This is a genomic window from Blastocatellia bacterium, from assembly GCA_025055075.1.
Taxonomy (GTDB): Bacteria; Acidobacteriota; Blastocatellia; order HR10; family HR10; genus HR10.
The window spans coordinates 32,840-57,742 of sequence record JANWYV010000033.1 but is presented as its reverse complement, the minus strand read 5'-3'; the positions used below and the strand labels follow the sequence as shown (position 1 = coordinate 57,742).

Sequence of the window (24,903 nt, the reverse complement as noted above, 5' to 3'; positions counted from 1 at the left end):
CCCTCAGAAAGGAGGGACCTATGGCGCGTATCCTGCTCATTGACGATGAGCCGAACGTCCGGCTACTTTATGCGACGGTGTTGAACGAAAACGGGCATCAAGTGCGGGAAGCATCGTCTGGGAACGAGGCCATGCGATGTTTGGAACAAGAGCCTGTGGATCTCGTCGTCCTCGACATTAAGCTCGGCAAGGAGAACGGACTCGAACTGCTTCAAGAGATCGTGCATCGGCATCCGCGCGTGCCCGTGATTTTGCTAACGGCGTACACGTCCTTTCAAGACGATTACACCTGCTGGTTGGCCACGCGCTATATTGTGAAGGAGACGGATGTGACGACCTTCCTTCGTGAAGTCGAGCGAGTCCTCAACGCGACTCGCCTCACAGCGTCCTAAAGGGAGGCGACGATGAAAGGCCGACGAGAAGACTTGATTCGCTTACTCGAAGCCGAGCTGGATATCCTCGAAGGTGGGGGATATGGGCGCTCGGTACGCGAACCATGGAAGCCGCGACCGATGTTCCAGCATTCGGTCGTTTGCATCAACCACTGGTTCGTCCCCGACCATCCTCCGGAATGCCACGAGGGATGCGTCCTCTTGGATTTCGTCCCGGAGGAGCACCGCCAAGAGCATCTCCCCTGCCACTTCATCCCATTGAATGAGGCGGGGGAGACGGTCGCTTCGCTCGAACGAACGGGGGATGAAGAGCGGCTGCAGGAGGCGGTGAAACGCTGGCTTCGAGCGACGATCCAACGCCTCAAAGAGACACCTCCTGAAGAGTCGGAGAAGGAAGAGGAGGTCTCCTATTAACCGACGGTGCTTCGCGACACCGCGACGAGGCCAGAAACTCTCAGCCGAGGAGGGCCACAATGAAGAAGAGACTCGTCGGGGCATTCATGTTCGGCGCGTTACTGCTCTTCGCCATCTTGATCGGAAACGATCGGCCGACGGACGCTCAAGTTGCTGTGAGCACCGGAGTGCAGATTCAGATCCTGAGCGCCACGGTCTCTCCGGAACGACGAGTGGTCGTGACCTTCCGGTTGACCGATGATCGCGGCCAGCCTCTGGATCGGACCGGCGTGCGAACCGAAGGCCGAGTGGAGATCAACGTGATCCTCGCTCGCATCAACCGAGGAGATCGGCAATATACGGCTTACACGACGCGCTCGCAGACGGGGGCCGTGCTTGGAACCGTGTCGCAGGCGTGGGTGGACACCGGCGGGACGTTCTCGGATTCCCCGGATGGGACCGTCGTCTACACGTCGGGGACAGTCCTGCCAGCGACCTATGATCCGACGGTCACGCACACGGTGGGGATCTCGGCCGTGCGCGATCTCACGGCGACCTTGGGGAAGCGATTCGTGGCCAACGCGACCTTCGATTTCATTCCGGCCGGCGGCCGAGTCTCGACGGTCCGGGATGTGGTGACCACAGCAGCTTGTAATCAGTGCCACGATCAACTGCAAGCGCACGGGGGACGCTACGTGACCGTTAAAACGTGCGTCCTCTGCCATCAACCGCAGACAGTAGACCCGGACACGGGGAACACGACAGATTTCGAGGTCATGATCCACAAGATCCACCGCGGGCGCGATCTGCCGAGCGTGCGCGCAGGAAGGCCCTACCGGATCATCGGCTTCATGGGACGAGTCTATGATTTCTCCACGGTCGGATTCCCTCAAGACATTCGCAATTGCACGACATGCCATGCCGCCGGAGCGACGCAAGCCGATAGTTATCTCACGCAACTCTCGCGAGCGACCTGTGGGTCTTGCCACGACAACGTGAACTTCGCCACGGGAGAGAACCATGCCGGCATCATCCAACGCGACGACACGCGCTGCGGCCGCTGCCACCTCCCCACATCGGGCGAGGAGTTCGATCTCTCGGTAGCAGGCGCGCACGCGATCCCCTTTAAGTCTCGGCAGCTCCCGGGCGTCGTTTTCGAGATCACGGGCGTGACGGACACGGCACCGGGGCGCGCGCCGACCGTGCTCTTCAAGATTCGGGACCGCTCGGGTCGCCCCATCGCTCCGAGCGCGATGACGCGTCTGGCGCTCGTGCTCGGCGGGCCCACGACCGACTATGCATGGTGGGTGAGCGAGGATGCGCGCGGCGCCATCGGACCGGATCCCGAAGGGAATTACCGCTATACGTTCCGCACCCCTCTTCCGGCCGATGCGCGAGGGACTTACGTCGTGGGCATCGAGGGGTACCGGAACATCACGCTCAATCCGGGTCCGGCGGCTCCGGGGGATCCCGCGAACACGGTGCGCGATGCCGGAGATAACGTCGTCAGGTACTTCGCCGTCACTGACGCGCGGCCGATCGCACGGCGGCAGATCGTGGATCTGCGCAGTTGTCTGAAGTGCCACGATTCGCTTCGTACGCACGGGGACAATCGCAACAACAACATCGAGCACTGCGTCATCTGTCACAATCCGACCAGCACCGATGAGGTGCGGCGGCCCGCCGATCGAATGCCGCCCGAGAGCATTGATTTCAAGCTCCTCATCCACAAGATCCATCGAGGCGTGCAGTTGGAGCGCGAGTACACGGTTTACAATTTCGCGCGGCAGCCCGTCCCCTACAACGAAGTGCGCTTCCCGGCGAGCTTGAAGAATTGCCAGCTCTGCCACACGCCGGGAACGTATCTGTTGCCAGTGCGCGCCACGCGCGCGACGGTCACGCCGCGCGGTTTCCAGAACCCGACGCCGCCGACCTCGACCGCGTGTGTCTCCTGCCACGATAGTCTCTCGGCCGAAGCGCACGCGTTCATCAACACGACGGGATCAGTCGAGACATGCAACGTGTGCCACGGCGAAGGGAGGACCTTCGCCGTCTCGAAAGTCCATGCGCTTCTCGTCGGCGAGATTCGCTAGCGCACGCAAATGGACGAAAGGGTCCTTTCGTCGGGGTGCCCGGGAGGTCGTGGTTCTTCCTCCATGGCCGGGGAGTGAGACGGTGCTATAATGTCACGGGGGCGAGAATCAGGATAAGGAGGAGAGGATTGATGAAGCGAATCACGCACGGGATGCTGGCATTGCTCGTAGCAACGGGGGTTGCCCTTCCCTTGTGGGCGCAAGGGAAGGGAGATCCTAAGGTCGGGAAAGAGCTGCACATCAAACACTGCCAACGCTGCCATGGCGAGCAGGGAAAAGGTGATGGTCCCGCTATGAAGGCGGTCAGGACGGTGAAGCTCACGGACTGGACGAATCCGACAGCAATGGCCAAATACAGCGATCAGGACCTCTATAAGATCACGGCGGAAGGCGGAGCCGCGCTGGGGAAGTCCAAGCTCATGCCCGGGTATAAGGACAAGCTGAAGGAGAAGGAGATTTGGGACCTGGTCGCCTTCATCCGCTCGCTGGCGAAGAAGTGAGCCGCTGCTGAGGGGTTTCCGCACGCGTTCGCTCGACATGCGGAAGCCCCTCGCGACGCCTGCGACGCTGCGCTCTCTAGATGAGCGCAGCGATCCCTCCCACGATCCCGAAGGGGACTATGAGCAGAAAGAGGATCCCACGATTGAATCCCCTGCCCCATCGCCGCCCTTCCGGTCAACTCATGAACCCGCTTCGGCATATCGCACACCGCGTCGAGAGAAACTCTTCGGCGGGCTGAAGGAAAAGGCGATGGAGCGCATCATGCCGAGGATTCACGGCGTTGTCACGGGCGCGAGCTAAGTACCCTTCGCTCGACGGCAGAAAGTGGTGGATAACCGGCTCCATGTTCGGACGCAAGTGGCGGCAGCCACCGCCGCACGCCCAGACCGATGCCCACACGGGCAATGGCGAAGAGAACGAAGGCGAAGAAAAATCCCTCCGGGGTTCGCTTGAGGCGCTCATTCCTTTCACGCATGGCGTCTTTCCTCGCGCTCACTACTCGAACCGATTTGCGATTGGTCCATCGCCGTCGCGGCGACATCTACCTCGCCCTCGGCGGCGAAGACTGTGACCAAAGTCACAGCGGCGCTTCCTCACAGGAGGCCTGCGCCCATCCTAAAATCCTCGCACGCACACCGCACAACTGAGCGGGACCTGTGCGATCTCGCCCGCAATATAGGGTTTGGCAAACGACATCCCAGGCGGGCGATGGACGTCCTCTCGAAGACCAAAGAGCCTTGAGAGAGCGGGTGCCTGGCTGCACGGGCGAAGCTCTCGAAGTCCACTGCCGATCTCCAATATCGGGGAATCAGCCCCTTCATCGGGTGAAATTCCCTGCCATTGTCGCGAGAACGAGCTTCGAAGGGAGCGCTCGATTCACGCTGCAGCATTCTCGTCTCGGGAGTCCCCAAGCTCCCGAACCGGCGCTTCTTTTCCATACCCTGAGTGAGAAGGCCCGCTTCGGGTGTAATCCCCCACTCGGCATCGGTTATACTTGTGTTGGTCAACTCGATCATCTTGCGAGGAATAGGTCGGATTTCGGCGAGATAATCGAGGACGGCACGCGGCTTGCATACGCGATGTGAGCTCGATGACGAGAAGAACGGGGCAGATGAGGAAACCTCGTTGGCGCGAATGCGCGCGCGGTTCGTTCATTCTCGTTCTCTTGCTTGTTCTCTTGGCCCTCAGCTGGCCGACGTACGCGCAAACGTCCCGCCGCGCACCGGCTCCGCGGCCGAGCTCGGCCGAATGCTTGGCCTGTCACAATGATCCGAATCTGAGCAAGTCGGTGAACGGCCAGACCGTGAGCGTTCACGTCAGCGAGCGCGCGTTCAAGGCGTCGGTCCATGGCGCTTTCGAATGCGTGGATTGTCATACGGATGTTCGGGACTATCCGCATGAGCCGCCGCCGCAGAAAGTCTCCTGCGCCACTTGCCACCCGGACGCCGAAGCCGCCTATGCGGAGAGCCTGCACGCCAAGGCCACGCGAGATGGACGCGCGCGAGGGGCGAGCTGCACCGACTGTCACGGCAATGCGCACACGATTTTACCTTCGCGCGACCAACGATCGAAGACGCATCGTACGAATATCCCTCAAACCTGCGGGGCTTGTCACGGCGTGCAGTTCGTCGTGGAGCCTGCGGGGATCACCACGCAGCCGTTCTTCGCCTATCAGCAGAGCGTTCACGGGCGAGCGGTCGCGGCCGGATCCACGCGCGCGGCGGTGTGCACCGATTGCCACCACAGCCACGACGTGCGTTCGGGAGCAGATCCGAAGTCGCCTATCTTCAAATTCAATGTGCCAGGGACCTGCGGCCAATGCCATGCGAGCATCCGCGACGAGTTCATGGAGAGCATCCATGGCCAGGCCATTCGCCGAGGGAATTGGCAATCGCCCGTATGTACGGATTGCCACGGCATTCACCTGATCAAGCCGCATATTGATCCGACCTCCCCGGTCGCGCAACAAGCACTCGCGCGCACGACGTGCGGACAATGCCACGAAGGCGTTCGCCTGACGCAGGAATTCGGTGTGCCGGGTGGACGAGTGAGCACCTATCTGGACAGCTATCACGGACGCGCCTCGCGACTCGGCTCCACGGTCGTCGCCAACTGCGCCAGTTGCCATGGCGTCCATAACATCCTTCCCTCCTCCGATCCGCGCTCCATGGTGCACAAAGCCAATCTCGTGCGCACCTGCGGGCAATGTCATCCGGGGGCCAGCGAGAATTTCGCGCGCGTGAAGATTCATGCGGAAGTCCCCGTCTCCGAAGACATCGGGAGCATTGCCAAACAATGGGTGCGACGTCTCTACCTGTGGCTCATCGCCATCACCATCGGTTTGATGGTGTTGCACAATGGGGCGATGTGGCGAAAGAAAGCCCTAGCGCGGCGCGCGCTCGAGGACCGTTCGATCATTCGCCTGACGTCGCGACAACGATGGCAACACCTGCTCCTTCTGACGAGCTTCTTCACGCTCGTGCTCACGGGCTTCGCGTTGAAGTATCCGGATTCTTGGTTAGCGTGGCTGCTCGGTTCCAGCGAAGCCTTCCGTCGAATCGCCCATCGAGTGGCCGGTGTGGTGTTGCTCGGCGTTGGAGCCTACCACCTCGTCTACATTATAGCGACACCCGAAGGCCGACAGGTTTGGCGCGACATGCGCCCGGGGCGGAAGGACCTCGCCGATCTCATTCAAAACATGCGCTACTATTTCGGTCTAAGCCCCAACCGTCCGCTGTTCGATCGGTGCAGCTACATCGAGAAGTTCGAGTACTGGGCGCTCGTCTGGGGAACGATCATCATGGGCGTGACGGGATTGATGGTGTGGTTCAAGGCGCAGACGACGCGATGGCTTCCGGGATGGGTCGTGGACGTCGCCCTCGCGATCCACTTCTACGAGGCCGTGCTGGCGACGCTTGCCATCTTCATCTGGCACCTCTATCACGTCATCTTCGATCCGGATGTCTATCCCATGAACTGGGCATGGCTCGACGGGCGCGTCTCGGCTCGATGGTATCAGCATGAGCATCCGCTGGATTACGCGCGCCTTGCGACGGCCAGCCCGGCGGAAAACGTCGAGGCTGCTCCCCGTGATGTGGCTCCGGAAGGCGCGGCAGTCTCTGCCCACCCCCTCGCTCCTTCGGAAGACTTGGTGGAGGCTTCGGCAGAGGTCACGGGGAATCCGCATAGGGATCCCCCCGCTTCGGGAGAGGAAGCAAGATGATCGGTGGGATGATCAAACGTTTGAAACTATGGTTCTGGGACCTGATGCGCTTGGTGGGCCGAAACTGGATCACGGCTTTGGGAGGAACCCTCACGACCATTAGCGCCCTGCTCATCCTCGCGTTCATGATCCTCGGCCTGCTCGGCTTCTATGACACGCCGTACATCGGGATCATGGCGTTCCTCGTTCTGCCGGGAGTGTTCGTCTTCGGGCTCCTTCTGATCCCCGTTGGTCTGTATTGGGAGCGAAAGCGGATGCTCAAGCGCGGTGCTTCGACGAATCCAACTTCGCACGATCCCTATCCGTGCATTGATTTCAACCGCGCCTCGGTACGACGCACGGCCGGGATCGTGAGCATCCTCACGGTCGTCAATCTGTTCATCATCTCCCTGACGACGTACAAGGGCGTGACCTACATGGATTCGGTCGAATTCTGCGGCACCGTGTGCCACACCGTCATGGAACCGGAATATACGGCCTATCTCGGCTCGCCGCACTCCCGCGTGAAATGCGTCGAGTGCCACATCGGTCCCGGCGCCCCGTGGTTCGTGCGCTCGAAGCTCTCGGGCGTAGGACAGGTCTTCGCGACGGCGCTCAACACGTACTCGCGCCCGATTCCGACGCCGGTCGAAAACCTCCGTCCGTCGCGCGACACGTGCGAGCAATGCCACTGGCCGGAGAAATTCACCGGAGATCGGGTTAAGATCATCACGCGCTTCGCCGAAGATGAAGCGAACACGCCACTCAAGACCGTCCTCCTCATGCATATCGGCGGCGGCACGTCCGGCTACGGCGGCATCCATAGCTGGCACATCGCGCCGAACCGACAGACGATCTACATCGCCGCCGACAAGCAGCGACAGATCATCCCCTGGATTCAAGTGCGCGAGGCCGACGGACGCGTCACGGAATTCGTCGCCCAGGACGCGCAATTGACGCCTGAGCAACTGGCTCGTGCCGAACGTCGCGTCATGGATTGCATTGACTGCCACAATCGCCCGACGCACATTTTCAAGCTCCCGGATCAAGCGATGGACGAAGCCTTGGCCGCCGGCCGCATTGATCGCACGCTCCCCTACATCAAGAAACTCGGCGTCGAAGTCCTGCGCGCAGCGGCCAACACGTCGGGGGATGCGGCCGAAGAGATCGCTCGGCGCGTCCGCGCATTCTACCAGGAGAAGTATCCCGACGTCTTCCGCTCCCGCCGCGAGGTGATCGAGGCCGCGATCCGCGAGCTGCATGCCATCTACCGCCGGAATGTCTTCCCCTCGATGAAGGTGACCTGGGGGACATATCCGGATCACATCGGACACACGCGGTTCCCTGGCTGCTTCCGCTGCCATGACGAGCAACACGTGAGCAAAGACGGGCGGACCATCAGCCAAAGCTGCGACCTCTGCCATACACTTCTGGCCATCGAAGAGCCGAATCCGCCGATCTTGCAGCAGCTCAACATTCGGGAGAACGTCAACGGTGTGAGGTGAGTGATGACGACGCGCGCCCACTCCCTTTCGCGCATGAGGCGGGACCTCGGACGCGTCCTCCTGCGCCCCAGCGTTCTCGCCGCCGTGCTCCTTGGACTGACACTTGGCTTCGTCCTCGGCACCGAACGAACGGTTCGATCGAAACCGGGAACAGCGCCTCCTGAGCGGACTGACGTTGGTGCGCGGTGGACGTCATTCCTCTCCTCGCAACAACCGGAGAGCCCCTATGCTGGGTCCGAAGCCTGCAAGATGTGCCACGAAGACCTCTATACGCATTTCACGCGAACGGCACACTTTCTGACCATCACCAGTCCGAAATATAAGGAGGCGGAGAAAGGGTGCGAAGCGTGTCACGGGCCAGGTCGAGAGCATATCGAAAGCGGGGGCGATGCGACGAAGATCTTCTCGTTCCGCGGGCGCTCCGTCTCCGAACAGAACGCGCGCTGCATCACCTGCCATGAGCGGCAAGAAGAGCGGCATAATTTCCGTCAATCCGAGCATGGCTTGAGCCAGGTCGCGTGCACCGATTGCCACTCCGCGCATTCGCCAGCTCTCCTGGAGGACCTCCTGACAAAGCGCTTGCCCGAGCTGTGCTACGAATGTCACGGCGAGGTCCGCCAGGACTTCACCAAACCTTTCCGTCATCGCGTCCACGAAGGGGGGATGAGCTGCACGACCTGTCACAATCCCCACGGCGGGTTCAACGTGGCGCAGGTGCGCGACGTCTTGGGCGGGACGGACACGATCTGCCTGAAATGCCACACGGATAAACAAGGGCCGTTCGTCTTCGAGCACGTGCCGGTGAAGCTCGAGGGGTGCATGAGCTGCCACGTCCCGCATGGCTCGAACAATCCGCGACTCCTCACGCGCCCGCGCGTAGACCAGCTCTGCCTGGAATGCCATACGCTCACGCCGGGGATTTTGGGATCAGAACCGACCGCCTTTCACGACATTCGGCAACCGCGCTTTCAGAATTGCACGACGTGTCACGTGAAGGTTCACGGCTCCAACGTCAATCGCTTCTTCTTCCAATAGGAGGGGGAGATATGCGCGTTCCCAATGGCGAGGCCGATTCCGGCATTGCGCTTTCGGCATCCCGATTCACACCTCGCGCGAGGAGATGGGCCGTTCTCGCTCTGCTCATCAGCCTCTTCGGGCTGACGGCTGGAGAATCGCGTGCCCAGGAGAGCGCTGCCCAACCGGCGCAAGAAGGCCTCCGCCTGGGACGAATGATCGCGCAGAGCGAATTGGAATTCGGATGGCGCCAACTCTTCCTCGGAGGAAATCGCGATCTCTATCGCAGCCAGATCAACCTGGGTGAAGGAGCGCGCTTGCTCGGTCTCTCCTTCACCTCCCGATATCCGGAGAACACGGGATCGCTCTTCGATCTGCTCACCTACACGATGACGAGCTGGGGCGGCGATCCGTATAACGTCGCGAGCCTGCGCGTGGAGAAACGCGGCCTCTACCGTTTTGACTTCGGCTACAGCCGAATCGTGTACTACAACTTCCTGCCGACGTTCGCCAATCCTCTTCTGGGACGTGGAGAGCAACTCGGCCAGCACAGCATGAACACCGCTCGCCGCCGATCGGAATATCGCCTGACGCTCTTCCCCGATGCCGATTTCCGCATCCGTCTCGAATACGAGCGTAACGCGCAATTCGGCTCTGCGTTCACCACTTTCCCCACCGACTTGGATGAATTCGTGCTTCTGGATCCACCGCGCACGACGACGGACGATTATCGCGTGGGAGTGGATTTCCGTCTCGGGCGCCTGCACTTCACGGTGGAGCAAGGCTTTCGCGCGTTCAAAGACGATATTCACACGACTCAGCCCGAAGGGACGATCAATTTGGGGAATAGTCGGAATCCGGCCAATCCGACTTCGACCAACCCCCAACAGATCTTCCTGCAGACGTTCGCGCGCGACAGCGGGATTCGCGGCTTCGTGCCGACGACGCGCTTAGGGCTGCATGGGCATCTGCATCGCACGCTGCTGCTGAGCGGACGCTTCGCTTACAGCGACGCCAGCGTGGACTTCACGCGTCAGGAGCGGGCGACCGGCAATCTCTTCGACCTCTCCGTCCTTCGATACGTCACGGCGCAGACTTCGACGAGCCTCGCGCACGCTTCGCGTCCTAATGCTCTCGCCGACGCCAGCGTGAATTATCGTCCGCATCGGCGCCTCACCTTCACCAACACCGCGCGATTTCAGCATTTCACGATCGCCGGAGATGTGCGCACGCGCACGGAGCAACAGCTCGGCTCGAACCTGCGCGGCGCCCTTCCTTCGCCTCTCACGCGCTCGGTCGCGGAATGGTTCGGCGCGCGCACATCTGTGGATTCGTTCTCCAATTACGTCGAAGGCGCTGTGGAACTCACTCCGCGCATCGTCCTTCGCGCCGGCCATCGCTTCGCCCATCGGCGGGTTTCGTTTCACCGACCGGAAGCGGACGAGCGCGAGGAATCGGAGTTGAACGCGCATGCCGTCCTCGGTGGGCTCAGCCTCCGCGTGAGTCCCGCTTTTCGCCTCTTCACCCAAATCGAACGCGGCTCGAGCGACAACGTCTTCACCCGTGTGGCTCCACGTCGCCTCACGCGGCTTCGCACCCGTGCTCAATACCGCCCCCTCTCCTCGCTCACGTTCAGCCTCCAGCTTCTGGTGACCGACGCGCGCAATCCCAATCCGCTCGTGGATAACGTGCACCGAAATCGCGGCTTGACGCTCACGACCCTGTGGACGCCCAATGAACGCTTCGCCCTCTCACTCACCTACACGCGCGCGGATATCACGTCGGCGATCCTCGTCTTGCATCCGCGCTTGCGAACGATCGAATCCTCGCAATATGTGGCGAACGATAATTTCGTGGACGGCGACCTCATGGTCTCCCCGCTTCGCAATCTTCGGCTGGCCCTCGGGTATTCCATCGTGAATGCGCAAGGGACGCTCCCCCTCAACTTCCATCAGCCGCGGGGGATGATCGCCTACACGTTCCCGAAGCGGTTCACCTGGAGCGTCGGCTGGCGTTGGTACGGATACAATCAGAAGGGATTCGCCCTGGAGGACTATCGCGCTCACACGCTGACCGGCAGCCTGAAGATCGCGTTTTGAGGCGAGATCAAGGTGAGACCCCGAGAAGGACACGAAGGGCATACGTTCATTTTGATCTCGCCGGATCCGAGCCCGTGCGAAGGTTCGAAGAAGGAACCGAAGGTGACGTGAGTAATGGGAGAGCCCTCTTTCGCGCGGTTGCTCGTGGCGACCCCCCTCGAAGCGATGCGGCCCATCACTGGCGGATAAAGGCTCTCAGCGCGTTTCCCACATCGCGGGAGATCGCGCGCTTCGGGGAACGATGGCCTCCGAGGGAGGCTATTTCTTCCCCTCCCTCGGCTCGATGTAGCTGCGCCGGTGTTGGACCTCCAAGCGATCGTTATCGGGCTTGCCGTCGCCGTCCACATCCACCAAGACTTGAATCCGGCGTCGTTTCCCCTCGCGGCGAGGATTCGTCGGCGTATATCCGAGCGTGTATTGCGTGCGCAACATGACGGAGATGGATTCGAGCACGGAAGGCAAGGCGCCTTGAAATCGGACGCTATAGAAGCGGCCGCCCGTGACCTCGGCGAATGTCTTCAACGTATTCTGGGCTTGCAAAAAGGTGAGGCGCGATTCCGGCGGCAGCCGATGTTCGAGCAGAATATACGCCAACTCGCCGATGCCGATGGCATAGATGGGGACGCCCGCGTTCTCCACGATCCTGCGCGCCTCGTCGTAATTGATCTTGCTGAAGGTGTCGATCCCAATAGCGACGAGCAGGACGGCGGTGCGTCCTTCGATCTCCTGCAAGCCCGTGTACTCGGCACCGTCCAACTCTCCCCCGCGCAGGACGAAGTTCAAAGCATCGAAGAGATTGCTCTCGCTGAAGGCCGGATAGTTCCGAATGAGCAGATAGATGGCCTCGCGCAAGCGCGCCGGACTGTCGGTGAAATCCGTCAAGACCGCAGGCCGAATATCGAAGGCGACGATGGCGATGTAGTCGCCCGGCTTGACGAAGCGTGTCACGAAGAGCCCAGCGGGATTGATCACTTCCTCGCGGAACCACTCGATCTGCCGACTGTACTCGAGCAGCATCACGAGCGTGATCGGGGACTCCTCGCCACTGAACGTGACGATCTCCTGTTTCACGCCGTCCTCCAAGACGGTAAAATTCCCCCTCTTCAACCCGGTGTATACGCGCCCGGTTTTCTTGTCGAAGACCACGACCGGCACGGAGACCAGATCGGCTTTGAGGCGAATCGGTTCGCCCTCAGCCTGTGCCTCTTTCTGCGGCTGAGGGGAAGGTTTCTGCTCTTCACCGGATTGCGGTGTCGAGCTCGTGGGCTTTTGTGCATCCTCAGCGGGCTTCTCCACTGAGGGCGCCTGCGGTCGCTCGCGCCGTGGAGGGCGCCGACCGGCTTGCTCGTCCACGGTCGCCATGCTCCGAGAGGGCACGGACAAGACGCTCACCAAGGTGAACCCGATGAGGACGATCAGCGAGAGTGCGAAAGAAGGCATCCCGCGCGATCGTCGGATGTCGCCGGACGGCGTCCCGATCCTTCGTCGTCGGTTCATCATGGGCTCCTCCGTCGCCATAATGCTATCACCCCCGTCTGGGCGCGACAAGCAATGAGAGCACGCTTGACTTCCGAACTCGGCCCATGCCACTATCGGGTGCTTCGAATGCACGCGAGGTTGCCTGAAGAGGAGTGCAAACCTTATGAAGGTGTTCGTCATCGGTTCGGGAGGACGCGAGCATGCGATCGCATGGGCCTTGGCTCGAAACACGAGCATCGGGGAGATCGTCGCGGCGCCGGGGAATGGAGGCCTCGCCGAAATCGCTCGCTGCGTGCGCGCTGATGTTGGGAATCCGCGTGAGTTGGCGGACGTCGCCGAGGCTGAGGGCGTCGCTCTGACATTCGTCGGACCGGAGCTGCCGCTTGTGAACGGCGTCGTGGATGAATTCTCGCGGCGTGGGCTCAAGATCATCGGTCCGGATGCGCGCGCGGCCAGATTGGAGGGGAGCAAGGCGTTCGCCAAGGAATTCATGGCGCGACATGGCATCCCGACCGCGCGTTTCACCGTGTGCGATTCGGTCGCCGAAGCTCGTCGCGCGATCGCTGCTCGGCGATTTGATTTCCCCGTCGTGATCAAAGCCGATGGACTGGCAGCGGGGAAGGGCGTGAGCCTCGCGCATACGCCTGAGGAAGCCGAGGCCACGATCGAGCGGCTCATGGTCGAGAAGGCGCTCGGAGCCGCGGGCGAGCGCATCGTTCTGGAAGAATGCCTGACCGGACGCGAATGCAGCTTCCTGCTCTTCACCGATGGAGAGTTCATCGTGCCGTTGCCTCCGGCACAGGATTACAAGCGCGCGCAGGACGGCGATCAGGGGTCGAACACAGGTGGCATGGGGGCGATCTCCACACCGCATCTTCTCGATGAAGCGATGCGCGAGCGCATCCTTCGGGAAATCGCCTGGCCGACGATTCGCGCGGCCGCGCGCGAAGGTTTCCCCTATCGGGGAGTGCTCTACATCGGCCTCATGCTGACGCCCGAGGGCCCGCGCGTGCTCGAATACAACGTCCGCTTGGGCGATCCCGAAGCGCAAGCGATCCTGCCGCGATTGGAGAACGATCTGCTGGAGATCGGCGAAGCGCTCGCCGCCGGCGAACTCTCTCGTGTTCCCCTCCGATGGCGCGAGGATTCGACGGTCTGTGTCGTCCTGGCCTCCGGCGGATACCCGGGGACCTATCAAACCGGCTATCCCATCCGAGGACTGGAAGAGGCACGACGCCTTCCGGAGGTCGTGATCTTCCACGCGGGGACGACGCGCATGCCCGACGGATCATTCCTCACGGCTGGCGGTCGCGTCCTCAACGTCGTCGCAGGCGGTCGCACCCTCGCGGAGGCACGCTCACGCGCTTACGCGGCCGCTTCGCTCATCACCTTCGAACGGATGCACTACCGACGCGACATCGGCGCGGAATGGACGCCGGCATGAGCCCCTCGCAGAATGAGCAGAGCGCGCCTCCGAACACATAGAAAGCGCCGAAATCGAGAAGGCCCGGTTCGACCGCCTATCGAACCGGGCCGCGAGACCCCTTCTCCCGATCCACGAGCTAGAAGTTGAGCGTCGCGCGCAGATTGATCGTGCGATTGCCGGTCGGTGCGCCCACGACGCCGAACGTCGTGCTGAAGACGTTGGCATTAGGGAATCCCCACCGCGGATGATTCAGGACGTTATTGAAGCTGGCGAACAGCTCCAGGCGCGTCTTCTCCGCGAGCTGAAATTCCTTCGTGAGCGAGACGTCCCATTGGAACGTATTCCGATCGCGTAGGAAGATCAGTTGTCCGAACTCGCCTGGCGTGGAATTCGGGATCAGGAACTGTGGATTCGCTCGCCCATCTGGACCGACCAACCTTGGATCCACGGCGAGGCGCTGCAGATCGGTCATCCCCGCCCGACCCGTCAAGCGCTGGAGCGGCGCTTTGAACATCTTCTCGATCTGCTTCAGCGTGACTCCCGGAGCCAACCATACGCCACTGGCAGCCGGGTTGTTCGTGTTGTTGACCGTTTGGAACCCGCCGGTTAGTTGGATTGGCGCCCCCGTCTGGAACACGAAGATCGAGCCGAGCGTCCATCCCCCGATCACGGCATTGAGAACGCGATTATTGATGGACAGCCAACGTCCGCGCCCGATCGGCAAGTCGTACGTTCCGAAGGACTGAATGACATGGCGAATGTCGAAGGGCGAGACTCGCTTGTTCAAGCGAACGTTGCGCAAGGTCAGGAAGTCGAGGCTCTGATTCTGATTATCCACGGCGAGATTGGTGAGGCTCTTACTCCAGGTGTAGTTCGTCGTCCACGTCAACCCACGTCGTAGATGCTGCCGGAGCTGGATTTGCAACCCGTTGTAGCTGTGCCACCCCGTATCGTCCACATAGCCCAGACGTCCCGCGACGTACGGATTGGGCAAGAAGAAATTGATCGGGTAAGGACCGGGTGCGTTATAGCGGGGATCAATTCGCAAGCACGGGCTGAAGGCGCTCCCGAACATCCGGCATACGTAGTTCGGATTCGTGGCCAGCGTCGTCGCCAGCGCGCCGGCCGCTCCGGTTTGCAACTGGGTGATGAAGGTCGGATTTTGATACCCCGAACCAGGAGCAATGGGCGGAACTCCCCCGCGAGCCCCGAAAGCCGCATCGAAGATGGGCAACGGCACCTGACCCGGGAGCCCTCGATATTGGAAGCTATTGACGCCCGCTGCCTGATTGATGGCGAGATTCCGCTGCGCGTTCCTGAACTCCTCCAGAAATCCGTTCCTGAAGATATCCACCTCGTTCAAGTTGCTGGTGCGCCAAGAGAGCTTCGACGTGTTCCCCACATATCGGATTTCCAGCACCGAATCCTTCCACAGCTCGCGTTGGATGCCGAAGTTCCAGTTGATCGTGTACGGAGCGCGGAGCGTGGGATCGAAGCCATTGATCGTTCGCGCGAACGTCTGATCCGCCTGATTGACGACCTTTTTGTACTCGGTCGTGGTGAACGCGAATGAGGACACGGTCAAGGGATTCGCCACGATGTCCGAGAGCGTATAGAAGGCTGGCAGGTTCGTCTGCCCCGGTTGCCCTGGAATGAGGGTGATCGCGTTGATGAATTTCCCCACGTTGGGGCCCAGGTTGGCGGCGAAGAACTGCGTCCCTTCGTCATAGTAGACGATCCCATAGGACGCGCGGATGACGGTCTTCGCATCGCCCAAGAGCCTGCCCCAGAGGCCCGATGTTCGAGAGGGATTCCACGCGAAGCCGAAGTTCGGGGCGAGATTGCGCCAGTCGGTCTTGTACGGGATGCGCCCCACATAGAGCAGTGGCGCACCTCCACTCAGGACGCTCGCCATATCCGGGACGGCCGTGATCCCCTTACCGTCCTTCATCGGGCCCTGGATCTCCCACCGCAACCCGTAGTTCAGCGTGAGATCTCGTGTGACCCGCCAGCGATCCTGCGCGTAGACGCCCCCCATGAGAGAATTCGTCCACGTGTAGTTGATGAACCCGTCGTACCGGAAGGTATCCGGATTCACGACGCGGGTGAAGTTCGCGGCGGCCACTCGCCCCACCAAGAGGTTGTATAGAGCCAAGGGCTCTCCGAGCTGTGTGGGATTGATCCCTGGAATCGTCGCGGTCGTGAATGCCGTGGCCGCTTGCAATGGATCGCCGGAAGGCGTCCCCGTCGTGTACGTGGGCAGTGGGAAGACTTCGGCCGTGTCGTTCCACACGCTCCTCCGGAGACTGCCGCCGAGTGTGATCGTGTGCTCGCCCCGATGGAGCGTCAGCGTGTCGTAAATCGTCGTGATGTAGTGCCGTCCCGTCACGTTCTGTTGATCAATGAACGGAACCGTCACATTAAAGGGCAGTGTCGTGCCGATCCGCAGTGGCTTCCCGTCGAACTGATAGTAGAGACCATACTCGGCGCGTGTATTGGTATCGCCGCTATGCTGCACGCCATAGCGAAATTCATTGAACGTCCGTGAAGAGAAGGTAGACTGCAATGCCATGGACCAGATGAAGTAGCCCAAGCGGAAGGGATTGACGCGATTCACGCCCGGCACAGGAAGACGCCGTTGCCCCGGTTGCCAACTGTGGTAGTAGTTCCAGGTGAACGTGAATTGTTGCCCCGGTGTGATGTGGTAGTCGAATCGCACAGTGGGGAAATACTGATAGAGGTTGTTCTCCTCATCCCACGCATAGGTGTCTCGATTGAGATCATCATCGGGGATCCGCGTCGCGTACTTGGGGACTTCGTTGTGGAGGGCTAAGATGGCCTGGGTCACGCGATCCAAACGCGTGGGCAGGCCCCTGGCCGCCGCCAGCTCTAAGACGTTCACGGTTCGCACTTGGTCCGTCGTGCCGCTGACGATGTAGGCATAAATCCCGCGCTGCGCCTCCGGCGTTGGCACAGTGACCGTGCTCGCGACCCGCATGGGTTGCAACCGTCGCTCGAAGTTCACGAAGATGAACATCTTCTTCTTGAACGGACCGAAAGGAATCAAGGGGCCGCCAAAGTTCCCTCCGTAGTCGTGACGGCGAAATCGAACCCGCGGCAAGCCCTGGGCATTTCGAGCCCAGGTATTAGCATTGAACTTCTCGCTCTGCGGCTCGTAGAAGAGGCTACCGTGGTACTCGCTTCCGCCGCGTCGCGTCGTGAACTTAATGTTCGTACCGCTTTGTGCTCCGGAATCCGCACCTAATCCCCCGGTCTCAATGGAGACCTCCTCCACGGCCCCAAGTCGGACAGGAACAGTCATGTAGAAAACCGTCCCACCACTCTTATATCCGATGGAGGCATTGTTGATCCCGTCCACGGTGACGTTGAGCGCTCCACCCGCTAGATTGTTATACCGTGTGCTACCGCCCGTGGCCGGAGCAGCTCCTGGAGCGAGCCGCGCCAGCGCGAGCACATTGCTGCGATTGGCCAACGGCAACCGCGTGATCGTCTCCTTTGGGATCGTGCTCACCACCAATTGCGAGGTCGTCTCCAAAACGGGCGATGACCCGCCTACGACCTCGACGGTCTCGGTCATTTGACCGATTTCCAGGCGAATGCGCACGTCCGTCGTCTGGCTCGTCGAGACGATGATGTTGGGAACGACCGCCGTCTGGAACCCCGGCGCCGTCACCGTGATCTCGTACACCCCGCTGGCCAGGTCCGGGAAGAAGAACGTCCCTCGTTCGCTAGAGGTCGTCTCTTTCGTGATCCCGGTCTTCACGTCCTTCAACACCACTTTCGCATTCGGGACGACAGCCCCCATTGGATCCTCGATGACCCCGGAGACGGAACCGACAATGCGCAACTGCGCGAGGCCCGAAGGCCCGCTCAGCATCAGCGCGACGAACACGGCGAAAACGACGATTTTCCGACCCGACACCCCTCCATTGGTCGAAGAGGGGACAACCGGAAAGAAGGAGTGGAAGAGGCGGTGGATACTTTTCCAGTCACCCATGGTCGTCCCTCCTTAGTTGGTTATTGGTCTCCCGCCCGCCTTATTTAGCGCTCGCCGCCGATGTTGTCTTGAACGATCTGAAGATGAATTGAACAAAATTAAGGGAAAATTTTGGGAATTCCGCCGGGAGGGAAGGATGGACGACCCGCAGCGTTTCCGTGAAACGAAAGGTCATGGGGTGCGGGAGGGGACTTTTTTCGAACCGCTCTCAATGAAAGCCGACGCGGAGGTCCTGACGCGAAGGGATGACTCATTGCCGCTGCGGAATGCGTTCCGCTCGCTGCTTCAGGGTATGCTCGTACATGAGGCGCGAGATCTCTGCGATGAGTCGGTTGGCGCTTTGCTCCTCGGCTATCCCGCGCGTGAGGACGATGAGCACATAAGGTGGTCCCTCGGACGGATAGATGATCCCGGCATCGTGCGCGATTCGATGAATTGCTCCCGTCTTATGCGCCACGCGCGCGCTCGCCGGCAAACCGGCCGGGATGCCATCGTTGAACTCTTGATCGAGCAGGATGCGCACCATCTCCGCGCAGCTCTCGGGCGAGACGACGCGCCCTTCGGCGAGACGCCGAAAGATGACGAGCAACGCGCGCGCCGTCGTCGTGTTGTTGAGCCCCCGCTCGAACGCCCGGCGATCCTCCACGCCGCGGAGGACGCGCATCCCCGACGCACCGATCGCCTCCATCAATTCCTGCACGCGCGCGGCCGTGACGCGCTCGATGAGGAGATTCGTCGCCAGATTGCTGCTGCGCACGATCATGGCGCGCACCAATTCGCGGATCGGCACTGCGCGTCCGATCCTCTCATAGAGCGCGGGATCAGCGTCATTCTCCACGGCGAGGGAGAACGCGCTTCCATCGGCGAGACTCCGGAATTCGTTCTTGACGATGAGGTGATCGTCGAGAGAGAGCCGCCCCTCCTGCGCTTGTCGGAAGACCTCCATCATCACCGGTACTTTCATCGTACTCGCCGCATGGAACGGGTCGTCCGCTCGAAGGAGAATCTCCTCCCCGGTCGCGAAATCGTAGTAGGCCACGGCGACGGCTTCCGCGCCGCTGGCGGCGATCATCGCCTCAAGGCGTGTCCTCACGTCGGCTTGGCGAAAGGAGGCCGAAGGAGAAAGCCAGACCACGAGCAAAGCGATGGCGATCGCCCGCCGTCCGGCTCGCGAGCCGATCCCGGCTCCAACATGGCGTGCTGAGGCACTGTTCGGTCGCATCTGAATCCTCCATCGCTTCGGAGACCCGCTCGGTGAAAGGAGCGTACCACTGGTCCGGAGCGTCCGTCAACGTTCCCTCTTCCAGATACTCCCGCCATCCACTTTGTGATAAACTATGCTGGCGAATCCATCGTATGACGGATCGAAGGGTCTCCGTATAGGAGCCCGCGAAGCCTTAAGGAGGCTATGGCGACGATGTGGCAACGACTCAAGCGGCTCTTACGAGCCATCTTCGGAGGGCTCATCGAACGAGCGGAGGATCCGGAGCTGATCCTGCAGCAGGTTATCCGCGACATGCGCGACAAGCTCCCTCAGATGAATGAGAACGTCGCTCAAGTCATGGCCACGCAGAAGCTCTTGGAAAAAGAGGTCATGACTCTGGAGCGAGAGATCACGGAATTCGACGCCAAGATTCGCGCTGCCATCAAGCAAGGGCGAGATGATCTGGCAACAGCCTTCATCAGTGCGCTGCAGGAGAAACAGGTCGCCCTGGAGCGGTCGCGCCAGCAATTGGAGGCCGCCCGCCGCGCTTCGGAACAGGCGATTCGCTTCCGCGACAACTACATCTTGCAACTCAAGAAGCGACAGCAAGAAGCGATGCAACTGATCGCCGAGCATCGCCGCGCCCGTATTCAGGAGCAATTGGCGCAGACGATGGCCAGCTTCCAACTCGGCGATGAAGCCGGGACGTTCGAAGAGATGCGGGAGAAAGTCGCGCGGCGCGTTGCCGCGGCCGAAGCGAAGATGGAGCTGGCCGCGACGGGAGTCGAGAGTCAGATCGCCGAGATCGAGAAGGAAGCCCTCTCGATGCAGGTTCAGGATATGCTGATCGCCTATAAGCGACAGATGGGATTACTGCCCGAAGCCCCAGCTCCGGAAGCGGCTGCGCTCCCAGAGAAGACGCTCGGACCGGCCGAAGAGGAAGCGACGCGCTCCGAGCCGCTGAAGACCACGGAAGGATGAGCCGAATCCAACGAATCGCCACGCGCGCAGCTTTCCTTCAGCTCCGGCGATCCCTCGACGTCGCAAGGGACGGCCGAACGTCCTGCTGCGCCTGGCGTTGACGATCAGGAGTGGGGATCTCACGATGCCGAGAAGAATCGCTTACGTCTGGGAGGCGCTCAAAGAGCCGGTGAATCTCTGGGCGATCGTCGGCGTGCTCGCCGCGGCCGTTTATGCTCCGCCTCCTTTGGAGAAGCTCATCCTGCTCGGCGGCGCTGCCGCCGAGGTCCTTTATTTGCTGACGGTGCCGGCGACGACGGCCTATCAACGCTTGGTGGAACGCCGGCAGCGGCAACGCGCGGCCGCGGAACGCCAGCGGGCTCGCGAAGAGTTGATCAAATCGTTCGATCCGCGCGAGCGAGAAGCCGTGGAGTATCTCCGCTGGCTGAAGAAGCAGATCTACGCCAACTACATGCGTTTCACCCGTTCCAAGGACGTGCCCGCCGATATTCGCACGCTCGATGCGATGTGGGAACGCTTCGTGGATTTCCTCGATCTCTATCGGCGCTGCAAGACGCACCTCCGGGCGTTCAATCGTCAGGCCATCATGAACCAAATCGCCCAGGCGGAGCGTCAGTTGGCCTCGGCCGATGAGAAGACCCGGAAGGTGATCGAGAACAACCTGAACATCCTGCGGGCGCGCCTCGCTGAATATGAGAGCATTGAACGAGCGACGAAGCTCCTCGAAGCGCAACTTCAAACGATCGAGAATTTCTTCGGGCTGGTCAACGACAAAGTCATGACGATGTCTTCGGTCGAGAGCATCGCGGCGCTCGATTTCGAATCCGTGCTCTCGAGCATCGAGATGACGCGCTCGGTCCTGGAAGAGACGGCGCCGATCATGAGCGCCTTGGAGGCCCTGGAGCGCCAGCAAGCGCCGCCGCTGACGCCTGAGCGCCAATAGCGTCATGTCGCGACCAAAACCTTTTCTCTCGCTCGAAGAGATCGTGCGCCTGCCTCGTTGGGCGGGCGAATTGGTGCGAAAGTATTACGCTGGCGAAGCGAGTCATTTCCTCCTCCATCACAACATCTACGACCTCATTCCCGCCAACGGTCAATATGTAGATCTGCTCACGTTCCTGCAACGGAAGCTGCTCGGGAACAAGAACGTCGTTTTCTACAATCGGAGCGCGGGGATCACCTTCAGCTCCCCGGAGGTGGAGCGCCAATTCCTCGCTCACGCGCGCGTGGCCGATCCGTTGCTCGGCCGCGAGGCCCTGCGAGCGCTCCCTCGAGAGCCGAGTCGCGCTCTCCCGCTCATCGAGCGCTATCTCTTCCACGGCGATCAGGTCGCCGTCATCCTCACCTTCTTGGAGACGCTCGCTCCAGCCGGAGAGATCGGACACTTGAGCGGCGAGGATCGCCATGCCCTCGTGACGTTGCAGCGCTGGATCACCAGCGCGCGCCTCTTGCATTCGGACAACATCGTCATCCTCATCGCTGAGAGCCTCGCCGATGTCAACGCGCGCGTCCGACAGAATTCGCGCCTGGTGACGATCGAGATCCCCTATCCGGATGAAGCCGAACGCCTCGACTTCATCCGCCACTTCCGAACGCGTCATCCCCAAGTGAAGATGGAGATGGATGAGCGCCAACTGGCGCAGCTCACCTCGGGATTGAACCGCGTCCATCTGAACGCGCTCTTGCGAAGCGCGCAATTGGATCCGGACGGATTGACCTTCGAAGCGGTGCGATTGAAGAAGAAGGCGATCATCGAGAGCGAATGCTTTGGACTCATCGAATTCGTGACGCCCGAACACGGATTGGAGAGCGTGGGCGGGATGAAGAGCGCCAAGGAGTTCCTCCGCAGCATCGCCGAGACGATCCGCCAAGGGCGATGGGAGGAAGCGCCCATGGGCATTCTCATCTCGGGTCCCGTGGGGACGGGGAAGACGTTCCTGGCGGAATGCTTCGCGAAAGACTGCGGATTGAATGTCGTCGAGTTCAAGAACTTCCGGGAGAAGTGGGTGGGTTCGACCGAGGCGAACCTGGAGAAGATCCTCAGTTTGCTGCAGGCGCTAGCGCCCATCGTCGTGCTCGTTGATGAAGCCGATGCTGCGCTGGGGACGCGACGCACTGAGGGGGATAGTGGCGTGAGCGCTCGTGTCTTCTCTCGAATCGCGAGCGCGATGGGGGATACGCGGAATCGCGGGCGCATCCTCTGGATCCTCATGACCTGTCGTCCCGATCTCCTCCCCATTGACCTGAAGCGACAGGGCCGTTGCGAGGAGCACATCTCCCTCTTTTATCCGCAGAGTGAAGAGGAGCGATGGGAGATCGTGCAGGCCATGCTGCGGAAGAACAAGATTCGACACGCCATCGAAGATTGGTCGCCTATCACTCGGCATCCGCAGGAGCTCTCTGGCGCCGACATCGAATCCATGCTCATTCGCGCGCGCCGTCTGGCCCGACAAGCGCAGCGGGATGTCGTCCTCCCCGAAGATCTCGAACGCGTCGCCCGCGAATTCATCCCTGCGCGCGATGAGCTGGCGTTGGAATATCAAACGCTCGTGGCCATCTTGGAAGCGACCTCGCGCGAGATGATCCCACCGAAATACCGACACCTCTCCCCAGCGGAGATCAGTCGCCGCGTGGAAGAGTTGAAGATGCTCCTCGGCGAGTGAGCGGCGAGTCCTGTGAACTGGGACGCTTCTTGCGCCCAAGTGGCTTCCAAATGAGCCGGAGACATCCCTCGCGGGGATGAGACACCAGCTCCCTCCCTCTCGACGCGATTCGCCGAAAGTCTCCACGCTCCCACTGAGACTCTGCGCGCGGATAGCGGTTGCCCTCGGGCATGCCTCATGCATACAATTTGCGGCGACGAAGGAGGAAGGGCCGATGAAGAGCATGATGGCGATGAGCGCATGCTCGCTGGGCGTTCTGATGGTAATCCCCCTCTTCGCTTGGAAGACGATCGAATCGGGAACCGCCGCCCAAGACCGGTGGCAAGCCCGCTCGATGGTGATCTCGCGCCATGGCATCGTCGCGAGCGAGCATCCGTTGGCGTCGCAGGTGGGCGCGATGATCTTGGCGCGCGGGGGACACGCCGTGGACGCGGCGATCGCGGCTAACGCCATGATGGGGCTGGTCGCGCCGATGAGCAATGGGATCGGGGGCGATCTGTTCGCGCTCGTTTATGACGCGCGGACGGGTCGGCTCTACGGATTGAACGCCAGCGGATGGGCGCCATCGGGATTGACGATCGAATTCCTCAAACGCCAGGGGCATACGACGATGCCGCAGCGCGGCGTCCACACGGTGACGGTGCCGGGGACTGTAGATGGATGGGCGAAGCTGCACGCCCGCTTCGGGCGCTTGAAATGGGCTGATCTCTTCGCAGCGGCGATTCGCTATGCCGAGGAAGGCGTTCCCATCACGGAGCTGGTCGCCGCGCTATGGGCGGCCAACGAACGGCTGCTGCGCCAGGACGAGTCAGCCGCGCGAACATATTTGCCCGAAGGTCGCGCGCCGCGCGTCGGCGAAGTCTTTCGCAATCCCGATCTGGCGTGGAGCTATCGGCAAATCGCCACGCACGGCCCCGAAGCCTTCTACAAAGGTGAGATCGCGAGGCGATTGCTGAATACCCTCCGACGACACGGAGGGATGATGACGGCTGCTGATCTCGCGGAGTTCTCCAGCGAATGGGTTGAACCGATCTCGACGACCTATCGCGGATGGACCGTCTACGAGCTTCCTCCCAATGGGCAAGGCATCGCCGCTTTGATCATGCTGAACATCATGGAGCAATTCCCTCTGGGAGAGTTCGGACACAATTCGACGCGGGCGCTCCATGTTATGATCGAGGCGAAGAAACTCGCCTACGCGGACTTGATCCGCTATGTCGCCGATCCGCGCTTCGCGCGCATTCCTGTCTCCGGGCTTCTCTCGAAGGCGTATGCGCGCGAGCGCGCCCGTCGCATTGATCTCGCGAAAGCGCAATGCGAGGTCGAACCGGGGACGCCCGTGGATGCGGGGGATGAGACCGTGTATCTGAGCGTCGTGGACCGCGAGGGGAACATGGTCTCCCTCATCCAAAGCAACTACGAGAGCTTCGGATCCGGGCTCGTCGCCGAAGGAACGGGCTTCGCGCTTCAGAATCGCGGGGCGCTCTTCAGCTTCGATCCGGCGCACCCGAACGCGCTGGCGCCGAGGAAACGTCCGTTGCACACGATCATCCCGGCCTTCATGGAGCGCGGGAGCGTGCGCATCGCCTTCGGCATCATGGGTGGCTGGAATCAAGCGCAAGCGCATGCGCAGTTCGTCTCTAACATTGTGGATCACGGGATGAACATCCAAGAAGCGCTCGAGGCCGCGCGCTTCACCAAACGGACTTTCGGCGGCTGCGACGTGCAGATCGAAGCGCGCGTTCCCGAAGGGGTGCGCGAAGAGCTGCGGGCGCTCGGCCATCAGCTTCAAGTGCGTGGGGCTTACTCCTCACAAATGGGTGGTGGACAAGCCGTCGCGCGGGATTTCGCGACCGGGGTGAACTTCGGGGCTTCCGATCCGCGAAAAGACGGCGCGGCCATTCCGGAACCACTGCTGTGACGCTACGAGCGG

Annotated in this window: 17 protein-coding genes; 13 read left to right on the top strand and 4 right to left on the bottom strand. The window is 61.3% G+C overall.

Annotated elements, in window-relative coordinates:
- The first annotated feature begins 20 nt into the window (after positions 1 to 20).
- From NZ746_08165 to NZ746_08150, 4 genes are all read left to right on the top strand, one after another.
- Entirely contained in the window at positions 21 to 392 is a 372-nt protein-coding gene (locus tag NZ746_08165) for a response regulator (protein MCS6817339.1), read from the top strand.
- Between the two features lie 12 nt (positions 393 to 404).
- Positions 405 to 806, top strand: a complete 402-nt coding sequence (locus NZ746_08160) for a hypothetical protein (protein ID MCS6817338.1) — start codon at positions 405 to 407, stop codon at positions 804 to 806.
- Positions 807 to 865: 59 nt separating this feature from the next.
- Complete coding sequence (locus tag NZ746_08155; GenBank protein MCS6817337.1) at positions 866 to 2,878, top strand: OmcA/MtrC family decaheme c-type cytochrome; 2,013 nt, start codon at positions 866 to 868, stop codon at positions 2,876 to 2,878.
- Between the two features lie 131 nt (positions 2,879 to 3,009).
- Entirely contained in the window at positions 3,010 to 3,378 is a 369-nt protein-coding gene (locus NZ746_08150; GenBank protein MCS6817336.1) for a c-type cytochrome, read from the top strand.
- A 284-nt stretch (positions 3,379 to 3,662) separates the two neighbouring features.
- Here NZ746_08150 and NZ746_08145 read toward each other — a convergent pair whose 3' ends face one another.
- Positions 3,663 to 3,854 carry a hypothetical protein gene (locus NZ746_08145; protein ID MCS6817335.1) on the bottom strand — a complete coding sequence of 64 codons (192 nt, stop codon included), beginning with the start codon at positions 3,852 to 3,854 and terminating at the stop codon, positions 3,663 to 3,665.
- Positions 3,855 to 4,490: 636 nt separating this feature from the next.
- On the opposite strand from NZ746_08145, the gene NZ746_08140 reads away from it, so the two are divergent.
- Genes NZ746_08140 through NZ746_08125 form a run of 4 tightly spaced genes read left to right on the top strand, consistent with a single transcriptional unit; the run spans position 4,491 to position 11,199 of the window.
- Positions 4,491 to 6,602 carry a cytochrome b/b6 domain-containing protein gene (locus NZ746_08140; protein MCS6817334.1) on the top strand — a complete coding sequence of 704 codons (2,112 nt, stop codon included), beginning with the start codon at positions 4,491 to 4,493 and terminating at the stop codon, positions 6,600 to 6,602.
- On the top strand, positions 6,599 to 8,086 hold the full coding sequence (locus NZ746_08135; GenBank protein MCS6817333.1) for a NapC/NirT family cytochrome c: 1,488 nt from the start codon (positions 6,599 to 6,601) through the stop codon (positions 8,084 to 8,086). The genes NZ746_08140 and NZ746_08135 overlap by 4 nt, the downstream gene beginning before the upstream one ends.
- 3 nt (positions 8,087 to 8,089) lie before the next feature.
- A complete protein-coding gene (locus NZ746_08130; GenBank protein ID MCS6817332.1) occupies positions 8,090 to 9,121 on the top strand; it encodes a DmsE family decaheme c-type cytochrome in 1,032 nt (343 codons plus the stop codon).
- Positions 9,122 to 9,132: 11 nt separating this feature from the next.
- Entirely contained in the window at positions 9,133 to 11,199 is a 2,067-nt protein-coding gene (locus NZ746_08125) for a hypothetical protein (protein ID MCS6817331.1), read from the top strand.
- A gap of 258 nt (positions 11,200 to 11,457) precedes the next feature.
- Here the strand turns inward: NZ746_08125 and NZ746_08120 are convergent, their stop codons facing one another.
- Positions 11,458 to 12,696 (bottom strand): VWA domain-containing protein, encoded by a 1,239-nt coding sequence (locus NZ746_08120; GenBank protein MCS6817330.1) that lies wholly within the window; start codon positions 12,694 to 12,696, stop codon positions 11,458 to 11,460.
- 145 nt (positions 12,697 to 12,841) lie between these two features.
- On the opposite strand from NZ746_08120, the gene purD reads away from it, so the two are divergent.
- Positions 12,842 to 14,122, top strand: a complete 1,281-nt coding sequence (gene purD / locus NZ746_08115) for a phosphoribosylamine--glycine ligase (protein ID MCS6817329.1) — start codon at positions 12,842 to 12,844, stop codon at positions 14,120 to 14,122.
- A gap of 118 nt (positions 14,123 to 14,240) precedes the next feature.
- Here the strand turns inward: purD and NZ746_08110 are convergent, their stop codons facing one another.
- Positions 14,241 to 18,122: a carboxypeptidase-like regulatory domain-containing protein gene (locus tag NZ746_08110; protein MCS6817328.1), complete on the bottom strand. Its 3,882-nt coding sequence runs from the start codon at positions 18,120 to 18,122 to the stop codon at positions 14,241 to 14,243.
- A 250-nt stretch (positions 18,123 to 18,372) separates the two neighbouring features.
- On the bottom strand, positions 18,373 to 19,344 hold the full coding sequence (locus NZ746_08105; protein MCS6817327.1) for a class A beta-lactamase-related serine hydrolase: 972 nt from the start codon (positions 19,342 to 19,344) through the stop codon (positions 18,373 to 18,375).
- A gap of 186 nt (positions 19,345 to 19,530) precedes the next feature.
- Between NZ746_08105 and NZ746_08100 the strand changes: the two genes are divergently transcribed.
- From NZ746_08100 to ggt, 4 genes are all read left to right on the top strand, one after another.
- Positions 19,531 to 20,307, top strand: a complete 777-nt coding sequence (locus tag NZ746_08100; protein ID MCS6817326.1) for a PspA/IM30 family protein — start codon at positions 19,531 to 19,533, stop codon at positions 20,305 to 20,307.
- Between the two features lie 124 nt (positions 20,308 to 20,431).
- Entirely contained in the window at positions 20,432 to 21,250 is an 819-nt protein-coding gene (locus NZ746_08095) for a hypothetical protein (GenBank protein MCS6817325.1), read from the top strand.
- 4 nt (positions 21,251 to 21,254) lie between these two features.
- Positions 21,255 to 22,970, top strand: coding sequence for an ATP-binding protein (locus tag NZ746_08090; protein MCS6817324.1), 1,716 nt, complete (start codon positions 21,255 to 21,257; stop codon positions 22,968 to 22,970).
- Between the two features lie 214 nt (positions 22,971 to 23,184).
- The gene (ggt, locus tag NZ746_08085; protein ID MCS6817323.1) at positions 23,185 to 24,891 is read left to right on the top strand and encodes a gamma-glutamyltransferase; all 1,707 of its coding nucleotides are present in this window, start codon (positions 23,185 to 23,187) and stop codon (positions 24,889 to 24,891) included.
- Positions 24,892 to 24,903: the final 12 nt, after the last annotated feature.

Excerpts from the sequence above, each read along its gene's own strand:
- NZ746_08120 (MCS6817330.1), bottom strand. The coding sequence starts at position 12,696 with ATGAACCGACGACGAAGGATCGGGACGCCGTCCGGCGACATCCGACGA.
- NZ746_08160 (MCS6817338.1), top strand. The coding sequence starts at position 405 with ATGAAAGGCCGACGAGAAGACTTGATTCGCTTACTCGAAGCCGAGCTG.
- NZ746_08150 (MCS6817336.1), top strand. The coding sequence starts at position 3,010 with ATGAAGCGAATCACGCACGGGATGCTGGCATTGCTCGTAGCAACGGGG.
- NZ746_08165 (MCS6817339.1), top strand. The coding sequence starts at position 21 with ATGGCGCGTATCCTGCTCATTGACGATGAGCCGAACGTCCGGCTACTT.
- NZ746_08095 (MCS6817325.1), top strand. The coding sequence starts at position 20,432 with ATGCCGAGAAGAATCGCTTACGTCTGGGAGGCGCTCAAAGAGCCGGTG.
- NZ746_08090 (MCS6817324.1), top strand. The coding sequence starts at position 21,255 with ATGTCGCGACCAAAACCTTTTCTCTCGCTCGAAGAGATCGTGCGCCTG.
- NZ746_08155 (MCS6817337.1), top strand. The coding sequence starts at position 866 with ATGAAGAAGAGACTCGTCGGGGCATTCATGTTCGGCGCGTTACTGCTC.
- NZ746_08105 (MCS6817327.1), bottom strand. The coding sequence starts at position 19,344 with ATGCGACCGAACAGTGCCTCAGCACGCCATGTTGGAGCCGGGATCGGC.
- NZ746_08100 (MCS6817326.1), top strand. The coding sequence starts at position 19,531 with ATGGCGACGATGTGGCAACGACTCAAGCGGCTCTTACGAGCCATCTTC.
- NZ746_08130 (MCS6817332.1), top strand. The coding sequence starts at position 8,090 with ATGACGACGCGCGCCCACTCCCTTTCGCGCATGAGGCGGGACCTCGGA.
- purD (MCS6817329.1), top strand. The coding sequence starts at position 12,842 with ATGAAGGTGTTCGTCATCGGTTCGGGAGGACGCGAGCATGCGATCGCA.
- NZ746_08110 (MCS6817328.1), bottom strand. The coding sequence starts at position 18,122 with ATGGGTGACTGGAAAAGTATCCACCGCCTCTTCCACTCCTTCTTTCCG.
- ggt (MCS6817323.1), top strand. The coding sequence starts at position 23,185 with ATGAAGAGCATGATGGCGATGAGCGCATGCTCGCTGGGCGTTCTGATG.
- NZ746_08140 (MCS6817334.1), top strand. The coding sequence starts at position 4,491 with ATGAGGAAACCTCGTTGGCGCGAATGCGCGCGCGGTTCGTTCATTCTC.
- NZ746_08135 (MCS6817333.1), top strand. The coding sequence starts at position 6,599 with ATGATCGGTGGGATGATCAAACGTTTGAAACTATGGTTCTGGGACCTG.
- NZ746_08125 (MCS6817331.1), top strand. The coding sequence starts at position 9,133 with ATGCGCGTTCCCAATGGCGAGGCCGATTCCGGCATTGCGCTTTCGGCA.
- NZ746_08145 (MCS6817335.1), bottom strand. The coding sequence starts at position 3,854 with ATGCGTGAAAGGAATGAGCGCCTCAAGCGAACCCCGGAGGGATTTTTC.